Origin of the sequence: uncultured Xylophilus sp. (assembly GCA_913776965.1) — a bacterium.
Taxonomy (GTDB): Bacteria; Pseudomonadota; Gammaproteobacteria; order Burkholderiales; family Burkholderiaceae_C; genus Xylophilus.
Map to the genome: position 1 here is coordinate 20,746 of CAJYQL010000118.1, position 18,472 is coordinate 39,217.

An 18,472-nucleotide genomic window follows, 5' to 3' on the forward strand; every position below is an offset into this window, starting at 1 on the left:
GGCGGTCAGCCGGCCAGGTCGGGCCGGCGCCGCAGGAACGTCGTGAAGCGCGGGATGCCGCCGTCGTGGGTGCCGCGGAAGCGGTAGCTGATCCAGCTGCCGACTGGCGGCGGATCGCGGCGGTCGGCGTCGGTGAAGCCGGAGCCGATCCGCATCCGGCGGCCGTCGGGCAGCTCGACCAGCAGGGCGCCTAACTGGCCGGCGTACTTGCCCTGCCCGGCGACGTGCGCGACGACACGCGCGTCCGCATCCTCGTGCGGTTTCACCTTCAGCAGATCGTCGTTGCGTTCGGCGCGGTAGGGCGCGTCGCCGCGGTGGAGCATCAGGCCTTCGCCGCCGCCGCGCACCACGGTGTGCATCTGCGCCATCAATGCCTCATGGTTGGCGACGCGGTTCTGTGCCACCGGCCGGATGTACGGGGTGTCCACCGTCGACAGGAGCCCGTTGAGCAACGCCAGCCGCGACGTGAAGTTGCCCGACTGCGCCGGCAGATCGAACACCATGAACCGTATGCGGCGCCAGGCGTCGTCCGGGGCTGCCTGCTGGCGCACGGTGGAAACAGCGAGCGTGAACTGCCCGCGCCCGGCCCACAGTTCGCCGTCCATCGGCGTCGCGGGCCAGCCGGCTGTGAACCAGGCGGGTGCGGCGACCGGTTCGCCCCCGCGCGTCCAAAGGCGGCGGCCGTCCCAGTAGCCCCGCACGCCATCCATCTTCTCGCTCACCCAGTAGTCGGCCAGCGGCATGCGGGGCCGGTAGATGTTGGCGAGCATCAGCGCCGGCGGCGCGGCGAGCGCGACACCGCTGCCGAAGACCGGCAGGGCCGCCCCCAGCATCGCCAGAAGGTAGCGGCGCGACGGGCTGCGGGGCGGCACGGCGGCGGTCAATTGCTATCGAAAATAGAGCTGCTGGCGCAGGCGGGACGGGCGCTGGAGGCCCGAAAGCATCGGATCAGCCGGCCGCCGGCTCGGCGATGCCGCCGACCACATGGCTGAAGCCGCCGTCCACATAGGTGATTTCGGCGCTCACGCCGGCCGCCAGATCCGACAGCAGGAAAGCGGCGACGTTGCCCACGTCCTCGATCGTCACGTTGCGGCGGATCGGCGACGCTTCGGCCACCACCGACAGGATCTTGCCGAAGCCCTTGATGCCGCTGGCGGCCAGTGTCTTGATCGGGCCGGCCGAGATGCCGTTGACCCGCATGCCCTTCGGGCCCAGCGATTCGGCCAGGTAGCGGACCGACGCTTCGAGCGACGCCTTGGCCAGTCCCATCGTGTTGTAGTTGGGCACGGTGCGCACGGCGCCCAGGTAGGTCAGGGTGAGCAGCGCCGCCTTCGGGTTCAGGTAGGGCAGGGCGGCCTTCGCCATCGCGGGGAAGCTGTAGGCGCTGATGTCGTGCGCGACCTTGAAGCCCTCGCGGCTCAGGCCGTCGAGGAAGTCGCCGGCGATCGCCTCGCGCGGTGCGTAGCCGATGCTGTGCACGAAGCCGTCGAAGGTCGGCCAGTGCTGGGCCAGGTCGGCGAAGAGCTTGTCGATCTGCGCGTCGTCGGCCACGTCGCAGTCGAAGATCAGCTTGGAGTCGAAGTCGGCGGCGAATTCGGTGATGCGGTCCTTGAAGCGTTCGCCGACGTAGCTGAACGCCAGTTCCGCGCCCTGCGCATGGCAGGCCTTGGCGATGCCGTAGGCGATCGAACGGTTGCTCAGCACGCCCGTGATCAGCAGCTTCTTGCCGGCGAGAAAACCCATATGTCGTACTCCGAAAAAACGCGTGAAAAATCGCTCAGAATTGTCGCATGCGGGTTCCGAGGCTCCTGACGTTCTGGCTGCTGGCATGCCTGGGGTGGCCCGCGGCGGGATGGGCCGCGCACGGCTATGCGCTCTGGGGCGACCTGCGCTATCCGGCGGGCTTCGCGCACTTCGCATATGTCGATCCGGCGGCACCCAAGGGCGGCGAGCTGCGCATGGTCAGCAACAACCGCGCGTCCACCTTCGACAAGTACAACCCGTTTACCGTCAAGGGCAGCGCGCCGGCGTACCTGGGCGACTTTCTGTTCGATTCGCTGCTGACTGGCGCGCTGGACGAGACCGGCAGCGGCTACGGCCTGCTTGCGCAGGACGTGGCGGTGGCCGACGACGGGCTGTCTGCCACCTTCCGGCTGCGGCCGGAAGCCCGCTTCCACGACGGCCGCCCGGTGCTCGCCGCCGACGTGCGCCACAGCTTCGACACGCTGATGGGCCCGCACACCTCGCCGGCCTACAAGACGCTGCTGGAAGACGTCGCGGCCTGCGAAGTGGTCGACGACCGCACCGTGCGCTACCGCTTCCGCAAGCCGAACCGCGAACTACCGCTGACGGTCGGTGGCCTGCCGGTGTTCAGCCGCCAGTGGGGCGCCGGCAAGCCGTTCGACCAGGTCGTGACGGACACGCCGATCGGCAGCGGCCCGTACAAGATCGGCCCGGTGCGCTTCGGCAAGGACATCACCTATGTGCGCGACCGGCAGTACTGGGCCCGCGATCTGAACGTGCGCCGCGGTACCGGCAATTTCGACCGCATCACGATCAAGATCTACGCCGACAACACCGCGCGGCTGGAAGCGCTGAAGGCCGGCGAGTTCGACGTGATGCGGTTCTTCTCCGCCGGGGACTGGGCGCGGCGCCTCTACGGCTCCAAGTTCCGCGCGGGGCAGCTGGTGAAGGGCGACTTCCCGAACCGGCTGCCGGCCGGTTTCCAGAGCTACGTGCTCAACACCCGGCGCGCCGCGCTGAGCGACGTGCGGGTGCGGGAAGCGCTGGGCCTGGCCTTCGATTTCGAATGGATGAGCCGCCAGCTGTTCTACGGCGCCTACCGCCGCAACAACGGCATCTTCGGCAATACCGACTGCGCCGCGACCGGCGAGCCGTCGCCGGAAGAACGCGCGCTGATGCTGCGCTGGCCGAACGCATTGCCGCCCGGCGCGCTCGGCCCGATGACGGTGCCGCCGCGCACCGACGGCGCCGACGACGGCCTGCGCCGCAACCTGCGCCGGGCGCAGGATCTGCTACGCGAGGCCGGCTGGACGGTGCGCGACGGCCGGCTGCGCAACGCGCGCGGCGAGCCGATGGTGCTGGAATACCTGCGCGCCGGCGAAGGCGCGGCGCGTACCGAGGCGCCGTGGGTGCGCAATCTGGAGAAACTGGGCATCACGCTCAATATGCGCAGCGTGGACTTCGCGCTCTACCAGCAGCGGCTGCGCAGCTTCGACTTCGACATCACCACGATCAATTTCCCCGGCACCCACAACCCGGGCCAGGACTATGCCGACCTCTTCGGCAGCCGCGCCGCCCGCACCGAGGATTCGGGCAACTACGCCGGCGTGGCGAGCCCGGCGATCGACGGCGTGATCGCGGCGATGGTCGGCGCCCGCACCCGGACCGACATGCTGGTGGCCTGCCGTGCGCTGGACCGGCTGGTCTCTCACGGCCACTACCTGATCCCGCAGTGGTATGCGCCGACGCACCGCATGGTCTACGACACCACCCGCCTGGCGATGCCGGCCGGTGCCATGCCGCCCTACGTCAGCACGCCCGAAACCTGGGTCGCCGACACCTGGTGGTCGCGCGCGGCCGCACCCGCACCCGCCCGCTGACCGCCGGACCCGCACGACGACCAATGCTCGCCTATATCGCCAAACGCCTGCTGCTGATGGTCCCGACGCTGTTCGGCGTGGTGCTGCTGACCTTCTGCGTCACCCAGTTCGTGCCGGGCGGGCCGGTCGAGCAGTACCTGGCCGAGGCGCGCTCGGGCCCGGCGGGCGGCGGCGGCGAGAGCGGCGGCGGCGCCTACCGGGGCCGACAGGGCGTCGATCCGCAACGGCTGGAGCAGATCAAGGCGCTCTACGGCTTCGACAAGCCGCCGGCCGAGCGCTTCTGGCAGATGCTCGGCCAGTACGCGCGCTTCGACCTCGGTCGCAGTTTTTTCCAGAACAAGAGCGTCTGGGAGCTGATCGTCGAGAAGCTGCCGGTGTCGATCAGCCTCGGCCTCTGGACCTTCCTGATCAGCTACCTGGTGGCGGTGCCGCTCGGCGTCGCGAAGGCGGTGCGGGCGGGCACGCGGTTCGACTTCGTCACCACGCTGCTGGTGCTGGTCGGCTATGCGATTCCCGGCTTCGTGCTCGGCGTCGCGCTCCTGGTGATCTTCGGGGGGCAGTTGCAGTGGTTCCCGCTGCGCGGGCTGACGTCTGCCGACTTCGACACGCTGAGTCTGGGCGGCAAGATCGCGGACTACCTGTGGCACATCGCGCTGCCGGTGACGGCGATGGTGGCCGGCAGCTTCGCAGTGACGGCGATGCTGACCAAGAACGCCTTTCTGGAGGAGATCCGCAAGCAGTATGTGCTGACGGCGCGCGCCAAGGGACTGTCGGAGCGGCAGGTGCTGTGGAAGCATGTGTTCCGCAACGCGCTGATCCCGATCGTGACCGGCTTCCCGGCGGCGTTCGTCGGTGCGTTCTTCACCGGGTCGCTGCTGATCGAGACACTCTTCTCGCTCGACGGCCTCGGGCTGCTGAGCTACGAGAGCGTGATCCGCCGCGACTACCCGGTCGTCCTGGGCACGCTGTACCTGTTCACGCTGATCGGGCTTGTGACCAAGCTGCTGTCTGATCTCTGCTATGTCTGGGTGGATCCCCGTGTCCGGTTCGAATAGCGCACCCCGTCAGGCCGACGCGTCCGAGGCCGCGTTGCCACAGCCGCCCGGCGCCGCCGCACCAGCGATGCCTTTGGTGGCGCCCGCCGCCGATGCCGCAGCGGACGCGTCCGCGCCGGTGCCGGCCGCCGCCGTTTCGCCCGGCCGCCGCGCCTGGCGCCGGTTCCGCCGCAATCGGCTCGGTTTCTGGAGTCTGGTGGTCTTCGTCGCGATGGTGGTGCTGAGCCTGGGCGCCGAGCTGCTGTCCAACGACCGGCCGCTGCTGGTGCGCTACGAGGGCCAGACCTACGTGCCCCTGCTGCGCGACTATCCCGAGACGACCTTCGGCGGCGACTTCCTGACCGCTACCGACTACCTCGACCCGTTCATCCAGCGCCAGCTCGCCCGCGAGGGCAACTGGGCGCTCTACGCCCCCAACCGCTACGGCCCGCGCACGCTCAACTATTTCGCCCGCGAGCCCAACCCGTCGCCGCCGAGCCGCGACAACTGGCTCGGCACCGACGACCGCGGCCGCGACTTGGCGGCACAGCTGCTCTACGGCTTCCGGGTCAGCGTGCTGTTCGCGCTGGCGCTGACCGCGGTCGGCGTGGTGCTGGGCGTGGCGACCGGAGCGCTGCAGGGCTACTTCGGCGGCCGCACCGACCTGGCGTTCCAGCGGTTCATCGAGATCTGGGGCTCGATGCCCGAGCTGTACCTGCTGATCATCTTCAGTGCGATCTTCGCGCCGAGCATCGCGCTGCTGCTGGTGCTGCTGTCGCTGTTCGGCTGGATGGGCCTGTCGGACTACGTGCGGGCCGAATTCCTGCGCAACCGGCAGCTCGACTACGTGCGCGCCGCCCGGGCACTCGGCGTCGGGCATTGGGACATCGTGCGGCGGCACATCCTGCCCAACAGCCTCACCCCGGTCGTCACCTTCCTGCCGTTCCGCATGAGCGCGGCGATCCTGGCGCTCACCTCGCTCGACTTCCTGGGGCTGGGCGTGCCGCCGGGCACGCCGTCGCTCGGCGAACTGCTGAGCCAGGGCAAGGCGAATATCGACGCCTGGTGGATTTCGCTCTCCACCTTCCTGGTGCTGGTGACGACGCTGCTGCTGCTCACCTTCACCGGCGATGCGCTGCGCGACGCGCTCGACCCGCGGAAGGCCGACACATGACAAGCAATCCTGGCACCCGGCAGAAGGGAGCCGCCCGATGAGCACGCCCGACGATCTGCTGCTCGACGTGCGCGGCCTGCGCATCGGCTTCGGCGCGACCGAGGTGGTGCACGGCATCGACTTCCAGATCCGGCCGGGCGAAAAATTGGCGCTGGTCGGCGAATCCGGCTCCGGCAAGACGCTGACCGCGCTCGGCCTGCTGCGGCTGGTGCCGGACGCACGCTACAGCGGCGTTGCGACGCTTTTCGACCCCCAGCGCCCGTCCGGCGGGCGCGACCTGCTATCGATTCCGGAGCGCGAGATGCGCGGCATCCGCGGCGACGAGATCGCGATGATCTTCCAGGAGCCGATGACGGCGCTGAACCCGCTCCTGACCGTCGGCCGCCAGATCGCCGAGGTCGTGCAGCTGAAACAGGCCCTGGCGCCCGCCGCGGCTGCGCGAGTAGCTATCGATCTAATAGCGAGCACCGGCATCCCGGAGCCGGAGCGCCGGGCGCGCAGTTATCCGCACCAGCTCTCCGGCGGACAGCGCCAGCGCGCGATGATCGCGATGGCGCTGGCCGGCCGGCCGCGCCTGCTGCTCGCCGACGAGCCGACGACCGCGCTCGACGTGACGCTGCGCGGCCAAGTGCTCGACCTGCTGTCGGACCTGCAGCGCCAGACCGGCATGGCGGTGCTCCTGATCACCCACGACCTACCGCTCGTGCGCCGCTTCGCCGACCGGGTGGCGGTGATGCAGCACGGCCGGATCGTCGAGCAGGGGCCGGTCGCCGAGGTGTTCGGGCGGCCGCAGGACGCCTACACCCGGCGCCTGATGGACAGCGTGCCGACGCGCGACGTACTCGAGGCGACCGACGCCGGCGGGCCGCCGGTCATGGCGGCGCAGGCGCTGCGGGTCAGCTACCCGGTGCCGCGCCCGGGCCTGCGCGGCTGGTTCGGCAAGGATGCCTTCGTGGCGGTGCAGGGCGCGGATTTCGCCCTGTTGCCCGGCCGCACGCTAGCGGTGGTGGGCGAGTCCGGTTCGGGCAAGTCCACGCTGGCGCTGGCCGCGCTCGGCCTGCAGCCGCACAGTGGGGACCTGCAGGTCGCGGGTCGCCACTGGACCGGCCGCGTGACGGCCGACCGGTCGCTGCGCCGGGTGGTGCAGGCGGTGTTCCAGGACCCGTTCTCGTCACTGTCGCCGCGACTGACCGTCGGCGAGATCGTCGGCGAGGGACTGCGGGTGCACACACCGGCGCTCGACGCCGCAGCGCGGCAGGCCCGGGTGGTCGCGGCGCTGCAGGACGTTGGTTTGACGGAGGCGCAGTTCCCCGGGTTGCTGGAGCGCTATCCGCATGCGTTCTCCGGCGGACAGCGGCAGCGCATCGCGATCGCGCGGGCGCTGATCGTCGAGCCTCAGTTGCTGGTGCTCGACGAACCGACCAGCGCGCTCGACGTCACGATCCAGAAGCAGGTGCTGGCGCTGCTGCAGCGGCTGCAACGCGAGCGCGGCCTGTCGTATCTGCTGATCACCCACGACATGGAAGTGGTGCGGGCGATGGCACACGAGGTGATCGCGATGCGTCACGGCGAAGTGGTCGAGTCGGGGCCGGTGGCGCAGCTGCTCGATGCGCCGCGCCATCCGTACACCCAGCGCCTGATCGCCGCCGCGTTCGCGGACGGGCGCTGAAGCGGGTGGATTCGCTTAGTCTCTACGCAACTGTCGCTCTGCGCAGGGTGCCGATTTTGTGCCGGCGGCTTCGCCCGAGTGCGAAAGCCGCGCCCCTGCTGTCCACCATGTTCCGTCTGTCGTTCTCACTCTCGTCCGCCTGTCGGCACCTGCTGGCGGGTGCCGTCCTCCTCGGCCTGTCCGTCGCAGCCCGTGCTGCGACGGGTGCCGCCGCCGATCCCCGCGACATGGCCGGCCGGGTGCAGGCCTGCACCGCCTGCCACGGCGCGGAAGGGCGTGCCACCAACCAGGGCTACTTCCCCCGCATCGCGGGCAAACCGGAGGGCTACCTTTACCACCAGCTGCTCAATTTCCGGGACGGCCGCCGCCGCTATGCGCCGATGGCGCACCTTCTGCAGCACCTGAGCGACGATTACCTGCGCGAGATGGCCGCCTACTTCGCCGCGCTCGATCTGCCGTATCCGCCGCCGCAGACCAGCGGCGCGTCGCCCGCGGTGCTGGCGCACGGGCTGGCCCTGGTGCGCCAGGGCGATCCGGCGCGCGGCATTCCGGCGTGCGTCCAGTGCCATGGCGAAGCGATGACCGGCGTGCGGCCGGCGATCCCGGGGCTGCTGGGACTGCCGCGCGACTACCTCAACGGCCAGCTCGGCGCCTGGAAAAACGGCCAGCGCCGCGCCCAGGCGCCGGACTGCATGGCGGCCGTCGCTGCGCGCCTCACGCCGGACGACGTCAGCGCGATCTCGACCTGGCTGTCGGCGCAGCCGATCGTCGATGCCAAGCCGGTCGCGTCGCTGCCGGCGCCGATGCCGGTGGATTGCGGCGGTGTCGCCGACCGGGGAGTCGCACGATGAGCCGGCGTGCATGGGGCATCCTGGCGGCGACCGCAGGCGTCGTGGTCCTGGCGGGCGCGGCGGTCGTCGGCCTCAACCTGCGGGGCGAGGAGCCGATTCCGGACGGTCCGGTCGCGGCCTTCTCGCCGTCGACCGACCAGATCGCCCGCGGCGCCTACCTGGCCCGCGCCGGGAACTGCGCGGGCTGCCACACGGCCGCCGGCAGCGCGGCCTATGCCGGCGGGCGTGCGGTGGCGACGCCGTTCGGCGCGATCTACGCCACCAACCTGACGCCCGACGCCGAAACCGGCCTCGGCGACTGGTCGGCGGCGCACTTCTGGCGTGCGATGCACCACGGCCGCTCGCGCGACGGGCGCCTGCTCTACCCGGCGTTCCCCTACACCAGCTACACGACGATCACCCGGGCGGACAGCGACGCGATCTTCGCGTTCCTGCGGGCCCAGCCGCCGGTCCACGCGCCGCGCCGGCCGCCGGACCTGCGCTTTCCGTACAACACGCAGGCGGCGCTGGCGGTCTGGCGGGCCCTGTTCTTCCAACCGGCAGCAACCGCGGCAGCGGCGGCCGACCCGGCCCGCAGTGCGGAATGGAAGCGCGGCGCCTATCTGGTGCAGGGCCTCGGCCACTGCGCGGCCTGCCACGGCGCCCGCAATGCGCTCGGCGCCACGACCGCCGGGCACGATCTGGAAGGCGGCCTGATCGCGGTGCAGAACTGGTATGCGCCGTCGCTGCACGATCCGGCCGAAGCCGGCGTGGCCCGCTGGTCGCAGGAGGCGGTGGTGCGGCTGCTACGCAGCGGCATCGCGCCGCAGGGCACGGTGCAGGGGCCGATGGCCGACGTGGTGGCGGGCAGCACCCGCCACCTGTCGGATGCCGACCTGCAGGCGATGGCGACCTATCTGCGCGCACTGCCGGAGCGGCCTGCCGCAGCCGCCCGGCCGGTCACGGTCGCGCCCGCGGTCCTGCAGCGCGGCGAGGCGATCTACGGCCAGCAGTGCGCGCAGTGCCACGGCGACCGGGGCGAGGGCGCGGCCGGCCGGTTCCCGGCGCTCGCCGGCAACCGCAGCGTCACGCTCGGCGACGGCACCAACACCGTCCAGGCCGTGCTGCACGGCGGCTACGCGCCGTCCACGCCCGAAAACCCGCGCCCATACGGCATGCCCCCGTTTGCGCAGTCGCTCGACGATGCCGATGTGGCCGCGGTCGTGTCCTTCGTGCGGACGGGCTGGGGCAACCGCGGCACCGCGGTCGAGGCGCTCGACGTGTACCGGCTGCGCGGCGGCACGCCGTGAGGCGCCCGCAGCGGCTGCGCTAGCATGGCTGTTTCGACGGCGGAGAATCCGATGGCGCGGTGGTGGGTGGTGTGTCTGTGTGCCGAATGGTGCGGCGTCTGCCGGGAGTACCGGACCGCCTGGCAGGCGCTCGCAGCGCGGCGCCCGGACGCCGCATGGCGCTGGATCGATGTCGAGGACGATGCCGATCTGGTCGGCGACCTGGAGGTCGAGACCTTCCCCACGCTGCTGATCGGCGAGGGCGCCACGGTCCGCTTCCTGGGGCCGCTCGCACCGCATATCGGCGTGCTCGAGCGCCTGCTCGACAGCCTGGCCGATGCGGCAACCCCCGCGGGCGTTGCCGAGCACGCGGCGCTGCTGGCCCGCATCCAGTCCGCGCACCCGCGCGACCTTGCGAAAGCACCGGATCCCGGCTAGAATCCAAAGCTCACGACCAAACGGGCGGGTACCAACCGCCCGTTTTTTTTGGTCGGTCCTTTTTCATCCGGACCCGCGGCCGGTTCTGCAGCAACGCAGGGCCGGCAGCCAGGCCGGTTTGCTTTTTTAGGGTGGTAGCTTTTCAACGTGGCTTTGCAGCAGATCGTCGAGCAGACAGTGACCGGACTGGGATACGACCTGGTGGAGATCGAGCGCTCCGCCGGGGGGCTCCTGCGCATCACCATCGACCTTCCCTGGGTGCAGCCGTCGCAGGACGACGCCGTCCCTGCGCAGCCCGAGCAGTTCATCACGGTCGAGGACTGCGAGAAAGTCACCCGCCAGCTCCAGTTCGCGCTGGAGGTGGAAGGCACCGAATACAAGCGCCTCGAGGTGTCGTCGCCGGGCATCGACCGCCCGCTGCGCCACGAGCAGGACTACCTGCGGTTCGAGGGCGAAGTCATCGACATCGTGCTGAAGAGCCCGATGGGCGTCGCCGCCGCCGGGCAGGTGTCGGCCAACCGCAAGAAATTCCGCGGCCGCCTCGAGCGCATCGCGGCGGATCCGGCCGCCGAGCCCACGAAGACCGCGTGGCGCATCACCTGGAGCGATGCGCCTGAGCCGAAGCCCGGCCAGCGCGTGAGCAAGAAGCGCGTGGCAGTGCCGCTGCAGGCGCTCGACTTCGCGCTCGACGAGCTGCGCGAGGCGCGGCTCGCACCGATCATCGATTTCAAGGGGCGCCGGCCGCGCGACGCGGAACCTGCACCCGATTGACGGCTCCGCCTCCGCGGCGGGACGACAGGCAAGCATGAGGACACCGCACCGCCGCTGAAGGCGCCGGGTCCACCGTTCAGGATAGGAGAGTTGTGGCATGAATCGCGAAATGTTGATGCTGGTGGAGGCGATCTCCCGCGAGAAGAACGTGGAGCGCGACGTGGTCTTCGGCGCGGTCGAGTCCGCGCTGGCGCAGGCCACCAAGAAGCTTTATCCCGGCGACGTGGACATCCGCGTCTCGGTGGACCGCGACAGCGGCGCCTACGAGACCTTCCGCCGCTGGCACGTGGTGCCCGACGAGGCCGGCCTGCAGCTGCCCGAGCAGGAGATCCTGCTGTTCGAGGCACGTGAGGAGATGCCTGACATCGAGGTCGACGAGTACATCGAGGAAGCGGTGGAGTCGGTGCCGATCGGCCGCATCGGCGCGATGGCCGCCAAGCAGGTGATCCTGCAGAAGATCCGCGATGCCGAACGCGAGATGCTGCTGAACGACTTCATGTCGCGCGGCGACAAGATCTTCGTCGGCACCGTCAAGCGCATGGACAAGGGCGACATCATCGTCGAGGCCGGTCGCGTCGAAGGCCGGCTGCGCCGCAGCGAGATGATCGCCAAGGAAAACCTCCGCTCCGGTGACCGGGTGCGGGCAATGATCATGGAGGTCGACCTGACCCTGCGCGGCGCGCCGATCATCCTGTCGCGTTCGGCTCCCGAGTTCATGATCGAGCTGTTCCGCCAGGAAGTGCCCGAGATCGAGCAGGGCCTGCTGGAGATCAAATCCTGCGCCCGCGACCCGGGCAGCCGCGCCAAGATCGCGGTGCTGTCGCACGACAAGCGGGTCGATCCGATCGGCACCTGCGTCGGTGTGCGTGGCACCCGCGTGAACGCGGTGACGAACGAACTGGCCGGCGAGCGGGTCGACATCGTGCTGTGGTCCGAGGACCCGGCGCAGTTCGTCATCGGCGCGCTGGCCCCGGCCAACGTGTCGTCCATCGTCGTCGACGAAGAAAAGCACGCGATGGACGTGGTGGTGGACGAGGAAAACCTCGCGATCGCCATCGGCCGTGGCGGCCAGAACGTGCGGCTCGCGTCCGACCTGACCGGCTGGAAGATCAACATCATGGACGCGGCGGAATCGGCCCAGAAGCAGGCCGACGAGACCGACGCGGGCCGGCGCCTCTTCATGGAGAAGCTCGATGTGGACGAGGAGATCGCCGACATCCTGATCCAGGAAGGCTTCACCAGCCTGGAAGAAGTGGCGTACGTGCCCATCCAGGAAATGCTCGAGATCGAGAGCTTCGACGAAGACACGGTCAACGAACTGCGCTCGCGGGCCAAGGATGCGCTGCTGACGATGGAAATCGCCCGCGAAGAGAGCGTCGAAGGGGTGTCGCAGGACCTGCGCGACCTCGAAGGCCTCACCCCCGACCTGATCGGCAAGCTGGCGGAAGCCGGCGTCCACACCCGCGATGACCTGGCTGATCTGGCCATCGACGAACTCACCGACATCACCGGCCAGACCGCCGATGACGCCAAAGCCCTGATCCTGAAAGCCCGCGAACACTGGTTCGCGGACCAGGCGTGATGGGCATGGAGGCCAGAACAGAATATGTCCAGCACTACCGTAGCCGAGTTCGCAACCGAGCTCAAGAAGTCCACTGAAACCCTGCTCGACCAGCTCCGGTCGGCAGGCGTGACGAAGGGTGCGTCTTCCGACATCCTGACCGAGGGCGACAAGCAGAAGCTCCTCGGATACCTGCAGGCCGCGCACGGCACCGTCGCCGCGGACCGCCGCAAGATCACGCTGACGAAGAAGTCGACCAGCGAGATCAAGCAGGCCGACGCCAGCGGCCGCGCGCGCACCATCCAGGTGGAAGTGCGCAAGAAGCGCACCTTCATCAAGCGCGACGACGCGGTCGACCAGCCGGCCGACGACAGCCGCGACCTGCCGGCTGCAGCCGAGGAGCCGGTGGCCGCACAGGTCCAGGCGCAGGACCCGGAACTGGTCCGCCGCGAGGAAGAGGCCCGCCAGCAGGCGCAGTCGATCCGCCAGGAAGAGGCCGAGCTGGCCGAGAAGCGCCGCGAGCGCGAGGACCGCGAACGCCGCGAGCGCGAGGCCGAAGAGCGCGCTGCCGCCTACGCGGCGCAGGAAGCCGCCAAGCGCCAGCAGGTCCACGCCGAGCGTGCTGAGGCCAGCAAGGAGCAGGCCGAGGCCGCTGCGGCGCATGCCCGTGCCCAGGCTGCTGCCCGCGAGAAGGCCGAGAACGACTCGCGCGCCCGCGCTGCCGAAGAGGCCGCCCGTGCGTCCGATCTGGAAGCGCGCCGCCGCAAGGCGGAAGCCGAGGCCGCCGCCATCCGTTCGATGATGGCCACGCCCAAGAAGGTCTTGGTCGCGCCGAAGAAGGAAGAGCCGAAGCCGGTCGCCAAGCCGGGCGACGCGAAGACCGCCGGCGGCGTCAAGGGGACGCTGCACAAGCCTGCGACGGGTACCGGCGTGCGTCCGGGTGCGCCGGCGGCACCGGGCAGCGGCAAGGAAGTCAAGTCGGCCAAGCTGTCGTCCAGCTGGGCGGGCGATCCGGCCAAGAAGAAGGAAATCAAGACCCGCGGCGACAGCTCCGGCGGGGTCGGCCGCAACAACTGGCGCGCCGCACCGCGCGGTGGCCGTCGCGGCGGCAACGACCGCAACGACCGCGGCGATTTCGCGCAGCAGGCGCCGGTCGAGCAGCGCGTCATCGAAGTCCACGTGCCCGAAACCATCACGGTGGCCGAGCTCGCCCACAAGATGGCGATCAAGGCGTCCGAGGTGATCAAGTCGCTGATGAAGATGGGCCAGATGGTCACCATCAACCAGCCGCTGGACCAGGACACCGCGATGATCGTGGTCGAGGAAATGGGCCACAAGGCGGTGATCGCCGCCCTGGACGATCCGGAAGCCTTCACCGAAGAGGAAACCCAGCACCACGATGCCGAGATGCTGCCGCGTGCGCCGGTCGTGACCGTGATGGGCCACGTCGACCACGGCAAGACCTCGCTGCTGGACTACATCCGCCGCGCCAAGGTGGCGGCGGGCGAAGCCGGCGGTATCACGCAGCACATCGGTGCCTACCACGTGGAAACCGAACGCGGCATGGTGTCGTTCCTCGACACCCCGGGCCACGAGGCGTTCACCGCCATGCGGGCCCGCGGTGCGCAGGCGACCGACATCGTCATCCTGGTGGTGGCGGCCGACGACGGCGTCATGCCGCAGACCAAGGAAGCCATCAAGCACGCGAAGGCGGCGGGTGTGCCGATCGTGGTCGCGGTCAACAAGATCGACAAGCCCGATGCCAACCCCGAGCGGGTCAAGCAGGAACTGGTGGTCGAGGAAGTGGTGCCGGAAGAGTACGGCGGCGATTCGCCGTTCGTCTCGGTGTCGGCCAAGACCGGCCAGGGCATCGACGACCTGTTGGAGCAGGTGCTGCTGCAGGCCGAAGTGCTGGAACTGAAGGCGCCGGTGGATGCCGCCGCCAAGGGCCTGGTGATCGAGGCGCAGCTCGACAAGGGCCGCGGTCCGGTGGCGACGGTGCTGGTGCAGTCCGGTACGCTGAAGACCGGCGACATCGTGCTGGCCGGCCAGACCTACGGCCGCGTGCGTGCCATGCTGGACGAGGACGGCCGCACCACGAAGGCGGCGGGTCCGTCGATCCCGGTGGAAATCCAGGGCCTGACCGAAGTGCCGCAGGCCGGCGACGAGTTCATGGTGCTGTCCGACGAGCGCCGTGCACGCGAGATCGCGACCTACCGTGCCGGCAAGTTCCGCAACACGAAGCTCGCCAAGCAGCAGGCCGCCAAGCTGGAGAACATGTTCTCGGACATGACCGCCGGCGAGGTGAAGACGCTGCCGATCATCATCAAGGCCGACGTTCAGGGTTCGCAGGAAGCGCTGTCGCAGTCGCTGCTGAAGCTCTCGACCGACGAGGTCAAGGTGCAGATGGTCTACACCGGCGTGGGCGGCATCAGCGAGTCCGACATCAACCTGGCGATCGCCTCCAAGGCGATCGTGATCGGCTTCAATGTGCGGGCCGATGCCGGCGCGCGGAAGCTCGCCGAGAGCAACGATGTCGACATCCACTACTACAGCATCATCTACGACGCGGTGGACGAGCTGAAGGTGGCGATGTCGGGCATGCTGGCACCGGAACAGCGCGAGGAAGTCATCGGCACCGCCGAGATCCGTACGGTGTTCGTGGCGTCGAAGATCGGCACGGTGGCGGGTTCGTACATCACCTCGGGCCAGGTCACGCGGAACTGCAAGTTCCGCCTGCTGCGCGAGAACGTGGTGATCTACACCGGCGAAGTCGAGTCGGTGAAGCGCATGAAGGACGACGTACGCGAGGTCAAGGAAGGCTTCGAGTGCGGTATCAAGCTGCGCAACTACAACGACATCAAGGAAAACGATCAGCTCGAGTTCTTCGAGATCAAAGAGATCGCCCGGACCCTCTGATGCCGAAACGCAAAGCCGCTGCGCCCAACCGCAGCTTCAAGGTCTCCGATCAGATCCAGCGGGATCTGACGGAGCTGATCGCCCGCGAGTTGAAGGACCCGCGGGTGGGCATGGTCACGCTCCAGGCGGTGGAGGTGACGCCCGACTACGCGCATGCGAAGGTGTTCTTCAGCGTGCTCGTGGGCGATCCGCAGGAAACCGAGGCGGCGCTGAACCAGGCCGCCGGATTCCTGCGCAACGGCTTGTTCAAGCGGCTGCACATCCACACCGTGCCGACGCTGCATTTCCAGTTCGACCGCACCACCGAGCGTGCGGCCGACATGAATGCGCTGATCGCCCAGGCGGTCGCGTCCCGTTCCAAAGACGACTGAGCATGAACGCGCCACGCACACGGGTGCAGCGGCGCCCTGTGCACGGGGTGCTGCTGCTCGACAAACCGCTCGGCCTGTCCAGCAACGACGCGTTGCAGAAGGCCAAGTGGCTGCTGCGAGCTGAAAAGGCGGGCCACACCGGCACGCTCGATCCGCTGGCGAGCGGCGTGCTGCCGCTGTGCTTCGGCGCGGCGACCAAGTTCAGCCAGCTGCAGCTCGACGCTGCCAAGACCTACCGCGCGACGCTGCGGCTGGGTGTGCGCACCGCCACCGGCGACGCCGAGGGCGCGGTGATAGAGGAACGGCCTGTGGCGGTCGATGCCCCCGCCGTCGCGGCAGCGCAGGCGCGCTTCACCGGTCCGATCCTTCAGGTGCCGCCGATGCACAGCGCGCTCAAGCGCGACGGCCGTGCACTGTACGAATACGCCCGCGAGGGCATCGAAGTCGAGCGCGAGGCGCGACCGGTCGAGATCCATGCACTGGATCTGGCCCTGGCGCAGGACCCGTCTGCGCCGCCAGCTATCGAAATGATAGTGACGTGCAGCAAGGGCACCTACATCCGCACGCTCGGCGAGGACATCGGCGAGGCGCTCGGCTGCGGCGGTCACCTGACCGCCCTGCGGCGGGTGGCGACCGGCCATTTCGGGCTCGAGCGGGCGGTGACGCTCGGCGCGCTCGAGGCGATGGACGAAGCGGCGCGCATGGCATGCCTGCTGCCGGTCGAATCGCTGCTGGCCGATCACGCGCATGTCACGCTGCACGGCGACGATGCGGCCCGGTTCCTGTCCGGCGTGCGCCGGCGGGGCGCCTGGCCGGACGCGCCGCGCATCGCGGTCTTCGGCGACCGCCCGCGGGCGCTGCTGGGCACCGCCCGCGCGCAGGCCGGCGAACTGATCCCGGGGCGGCTGTTGAGCCCCATCGAAATTCAACAGATTCTGGAAAGCCCGCCTACCGCCGCAGCCGCGGCCCACGGCATCGAGGAAGCAACTGCATGAGCACCAAGCAAATCCGCAACATCGCGATCATCGCCCACGTCGACCACGGCAAGACCACCATGGTCGACCAGCTGCTGCGCCAGTCCGGCACCTTCGCCGACCACGAGAAGGTCGTCGACACGGTGATGGACAACAACGCCATCGAAAAGGAACGGGGCATCACGATCCTGGCGAAGAACTGCGCCGTGACCTGGGAAGGCACCCACATCAACATCGTCGACACCCCCGGCCACGCGGACTTCGGCGGCGAGGTGGAGCGCGCGCTGTCTATGGTCGACGGCGTGGTGCTGCTGATCGATGCCCAGGAAGGCCCGATGCCGCAGACCCGCTTCGTGACCAAAAAGGCGCTGGCGCTCGGCCTCAAGCCGATCCTGGTGGTGAACAAGGTCGACAAGCCGGGCGCGAACCCCGACAAGGTGGTGAACGCCGCCTTCGACCTGTTCGACAAGCTCGGCGCGACCGACGAACAGCTCGACTTCCCGGTGGTCTACGCCTCCGGCATCAACGGCTGGTCGTCGCTGGAAGAAGGTGCGCCGGGCGAGCAGTGGGGGCCCGACATGTCGGCGCTCTTCAACACGATCCTGAAGCACGTCCCGTCGCAGAAGGGCGATCCTGCCGCACCGCTGCAGCTGCAGATCTCGGCACTCGACTTCTCGACCTTCGTCGGCCGCATCGGCGTCGGCCGCATCAGCCAGGGCACCCTGAAGCCGATGCAGGACGTGGTCGTGATGGAAGGCCCGGACGGCAAGGCCGTGAAGGGCCGCATCAACCAGGTACTGACCTTCCAGGGCCTGGAGCGCGTCCAGTCCACCGAAGCCGGCCCGGGCGAGATCGTGCTGATCAACGGTATTGCCGACATCGGCATCGGCGTGACCGTGACCGATCCGGCCAACCCGGCGCCGCTGCCGATGCTCAAGGTCGACGAGCCGACCCTGACGATGAACTTCTGCGTGAACACCAGCCCGCTGGCCGGCCGCGAAGGCAAGTTCGTCACCAGCCGCCAGATCTGGGACCGGCTGCAGAAGGAACTGCAGCACAACGTCGCGCTGCGCGTGAACGAGACCGACGAGGAAGGCGTGTTCGAAGTGATGGGCCGGGGCGAACTGCACCTGACCATCCTGCTGGAGAACATGCGCCGCGAAGGCTACGAGATGGCCGTGTCGAAGCCGCGCGTTGTGTTCCGCGACGTGGACGGCGTGCGCCACGAGCCGATCGAGCTGGTGACGGCTGACATCGAGGAAGGCCACCAGGGCGGCGTCATGCAGGCCCTCGGCGAGCGCAAGGGCGAGCTGGTCAACATGGAGTCCGACGGCCGCGGCCGTGTGCGCCTGGAATACCGCATCCCGGCCCGGGGCCTGATCGGCTTCACCAACGAATTTCTGAATCTGACCCGCGGTTCCGGCCTGATCAGCAACATCTTCGACAGCTACGAGCCGCACAAGGGCGACATCGGCGGCCGCAAGAACGGCGTGCTGATCTCGATGGACGACGGCGAAATCTTCACGTACGCGCTGGGCAAATTGGACGACCGCGGCCGCATGTTCGTGAAGGCCAACGATCCGGTGTACGAAGGCATGATCGTTGGCATCCACAGCCGCGACAACGACCTGGTGGTGAACGCCACCCGGACCAAGCAGCTGACCAACTTCCGCGTCTCCGGCAAGGAAGACGCGGTCAAGATCACGCCGCCGATCGACCTGACGCTGGAATACGGTGTCGAATTCATCGAGGACGACGAACTGGTCGAGATCACGCCCAAGAGCATCCGCCTGCGCAAGCGCTTCCTGAAGGAACATGA

The 18,472-nt window shown here is 69.1% G+C and carries 15 protein-coding genes; 13 read left to right on the forward strand and 2 right to left on the reverse strand.

The window, feature by feature from the left end; translation table 11 throughout:
• Positions 1 to 5: 5 nt before the first annotated feature.
• Both QZ500_RS16650 and fabI read right to left on the reverse strand, forming a co-directional pair.
• Positions 6 to 833: a DNA ligase gene (locus tag QZ500_RS16650; RefSeq protein WP_295856744.1), complete on the reverse strand. Its 828-nt coding sequence runs from the start codon at positions 831 to 833 to the stop codon at positions 6 to 8.
• Between the two features lie 115 nt (positions 834 to 948).
• Positions 949 to 1,743 carry an enoyl-ACP reductase FabI gene (gene fabI, locus QZ500_RS16655; protein ID WP_295856718.1) on the reverse strand — a complete coding sequence of 265 codons (795 nt, stop codon included), beginning with the start codon at positions 1,741 to 1,743 and terminating at the stop codon, positions 949 to 951.
• Positions 1,744 to 1,790: 47 nt separating this feature from the next.
• On the opposite strand from fabI, the gene QZ500_RS16660 reads away from it, so the two are divergent.
• The 13 genes from QZ500_RS16660 to typA all read left to right on the forward strand — a co-directional run.
• Positions 1,791 to 3,623 (forward strand): extracellular solute-binding protein, encoded by a 1,833-nt coding sequence (locus QZ500_RS16660; RefSeq protein WP_295856719.1) that lies wholly within the window; start codon positions 1,791 to 1,793, stop codon positions 3,621 to 3,623.
• A gap of 23 nt (positions 3,624 to 3,646) precedes the next feature.
• Positions 3,647 to 4,678, forward strand: coding sequence for an ABC transporter permease subunit (locus QZ500_RS16665; protein ID WP_295856720.1), 1,032 nt, complete (start codon positions 3,647 to 3,649; stop codon positions 4,676 to 4,678).
• Between the two features lie 67 nt (positions 4,679 to 4,745).
• The gene (locus tag QZ500_RS16670) at positions 4,746 to 5,831 is read left to right on the forward strand and encodes an ABC transporter permease (protein WP_295856746.1); all 1,086 of its coding nucleotides are present in this window, start codon (positions 4,746 to 4,748) and stop codon (positions 5,829 to 5,831) included.
• A gap of 37 nt (positions 5,832 to 5,868) precedes the next feature.
• The gene (locus tag QZ500_RS16675; protein ID WP_295856721.1) at positions 5,869 to 7,500 is read left to right on the forward strand and encodes an ABC transporter ATP-binding protein; all 1,632 of its coding nucleotides are present in this window, start codon (positions 5,869 to 5,871) and stop codon (positions 7,498 to 7,500) included.
• Positions 7,501 to 7,607: 107 nt separating this feature from the next.
• Positions 7,608 to 8,351, forward strand: a complete 744-nt coding sequence (locus tag QZ500_RS16680) for a c-type cytochrome (RefSeq protein ID WP_295856723.1) — start codon at positions 7,608 to 7,610, stop codon at positions 8,349 to 8,351.
• Entirely contained in the window at positions 8,348 to 9,640 is a 1,293-nt protein-coding gene (locus QZ500_RS16685) for a cytochrome c (RefSeq protein ID WP_295856725.1), read from the forward strand. Before QZ500_RS16680 ends, QZ500_RS16685 begins: the two co-directional genes overlap by 4 nt.
• Positions 9,641 to 9,664: 24 nt before the next feature.
• The gene (locus tag QZ500_RS16690) at positions 9,665 to 10,057 is read left to right on the forward strand and encodes a thioredoxin family protein (RefSeq protein ID WP_295856728.1); all 393 of its coding nucleotides are present in this window, start codon (positions 9,665 to 9,667) and stop codon (positions 10,055 to 10,057) included.
• Between the two features lie 147 nt (positions 10,058 to 10,204).
• Positions 10,205 to 10,828: a ribosome maturation factor RimP gene (rimP, locus tag QZ500_RS16695; RefSeq protein WP_295856729.1), complete on the forward strand. Its 624-nt coding sequence runs from the start codon at positions 10,205 to 10,207 to the stop codon at positions 10,826 to 10,828.
• A gap of 97 nt (positions 10,829 to 10,925) precedes the next feature.
• Positions 10,926 to 12,410 carry a transcription termination factor NusA gene (nusA, locus tag QZ500_RS16700; protein ID WP_295856730.1) on the forward strand — a complete coding sequence of 495 codons (1,485 nt, stop codon included), beginning with the start codon at positions 10,926 to 10,928 and terminating at the stop codon, positions 12,408 to 12,410.
• A gap of 24 nt (positions 12,411 to 12,434) precedes the next feature.
• On the forward strand, positions 12,435 to 15,308 hold the full coding sequence (gene infB / locus QZ500_RS16705; RefSeq protein WP_295856732.1) for a translation initiation factor IF-2: 2,874 nt from the start codon (positions 12,435 to 12,437) through the stop codon (positions 15,306 to 15,308).
• Positions 15,308 to 15,679 (forward strand): 30S ribosome-binding factor RbfA, encoded by a 372-nt coding sequence (rbfA, locus tag QZ500_RS16710; protein WP_295856735.1) that lies wholly within the window; start codon positions 15,308 to 15,310, stop codon positions 15,677 to 15,679. Before infB ends, rbfA begins: the two co-directional genes overlap by 1 nt.
• Positions 15,680 to 15,681: 2 nt before the next feature.
• A complete protein-coding gene (truB, locus tag QZ500_RS16715; RefSeq protein WP_295856737.1) occupies positions 15,682 to 16,674 on the forward strand; it encodes a tRNA pseudouridine(55) synthase TruB in 993 nt (330 codons plus the stop codon).
• On the forward strand, positions 16,671 to 18,472 hold a 1,802-nt coding region (gene typA / locus QZ500_RS16720; RefSeq protein WP_295856739.1), incomplete at its 3' end, for a translational GTPase TypA. The genes truB and typA, both read left to right, overlap by 4 nt.